Origin of the sequence: Micromonospora sp. NPDC048935, assembly GCF_043197875.1 — a bacterium.
Taxonomy (GTDB): Bacteria; Actinomycetota; Actinomycetes; order Mycobacteriales; family Micromonosporaceae; genus Micromonospora.
Genome location: NZ_JBICTZ010000034.1, coordinates 1 through 1085, shown reverse-complemented (window position 1 = coordinate 1085; position 1085 = coordinate 1). Strand labels below are relative to the sequence as shown.

Sequence of the window (1085 nt, the reverse complement as noted above, 5' to 3'; positions counted from 1 at the left end):
ACCACCACATCCGGCACCACACCCCCCACCACCGGCCACACACCCACCGACACACCACCCACCACCGGCACACCCACCACCACCGGCACCACCTCGAACAACGGGGTGGTACGCGCGGCGGACGACGGCTGCGGCACGGGCCGCAGGACGAGCTCACCGGCGGTGAGCACAAGTTGCCCATCCGCGTCGGTCACCTCGATGGCGAGGGTGTCCGTGCCGGCCGGTGACAGTCGAACCCGGACGGTGGTCGCACCGGTGGCGTGCAGCGTCACGTCGGACCAGGCGAACGGCACCTTCGGCTCGGTGACGTCCGTGGTGAACGCGGCGGCGTGCAGTACCGCGTCGAGCAGCGCGGGGTGGATGCCGTAGCCCTCGCCGGACGCCTCGTCGGCGAGCACGACCTCGGCCAGGACGTCCGCGCCGTCCCGCCAGGCCCGGCGTACGCCCCGGAAGGCCGGGCCGTAGTCGAGCCCGACGCCGGCCAACCGGTCGTACAGGTCGGTGACATCGAGTGCGTCGGAGTCGGCCGGCGACCACTGCCGCGTGGCGACGGAGGTCGCCGGGGCCCCCGGGCGCAGGGTGCCGCTCGCGTGCAGGGTCGACGCCGCCTCGGCGGACGTCTGGTCCTCGATGGAGTAGACGGCGACCCGGCGGGCGCCGGTGCCGTCCGCCTCGCCCACGGTGACCCGCGTGCGTACGCCGCCGGTGGCCGGTACGACGAGCGGTGCCTCCAGGGTGAGGTCGGCGAGCAGCCCGCATCCGACGTCGTCACCCGCGCGGATCGCCAGTTCGACGAGGGCCGCGCCGGGCAGCAGGACATTCCCGCCGACGGCGTGGTCGTTCAGCCACGGATGGGTCGCCAACGAGAGACGCGACGTGTAGAGCAGCCCGCCGGAGTCCGGAAGGGCGACCGCGGCGCCGAGCATCGGGTGTTCGGTCGACGTGAGGCCGAATCCGGCCGCGTCGGTGGCGGCGAGGGCTCCCGCCTCAAGCCAGTAGCGGTGGCGTTGGAACGCATACGTCGGCAACTCCACCCGCCGCGCCGACGGGAACATCACCGACCAATCCGGCGACACCCCATGCAC

1 protein-coding gene is annotated in these 1085 nt (G+C 73.4%); it reads right to left on the bottom strand.

Translation table 11 applies throughout. The features are described 5' to 3' along the window. Positions 1 to 1055, bottom strand: a 1055-nt coding sequence (locus ACGFIW_RS33740; RefSeq protein ID WP_393324613.1) for a polyketide synthase dehydratase domain-containing protein, incomplete at its 3' end; no start/stop codon positions are given. Positions 1056 to 1085: the final 30 nt, after the last annotated feature.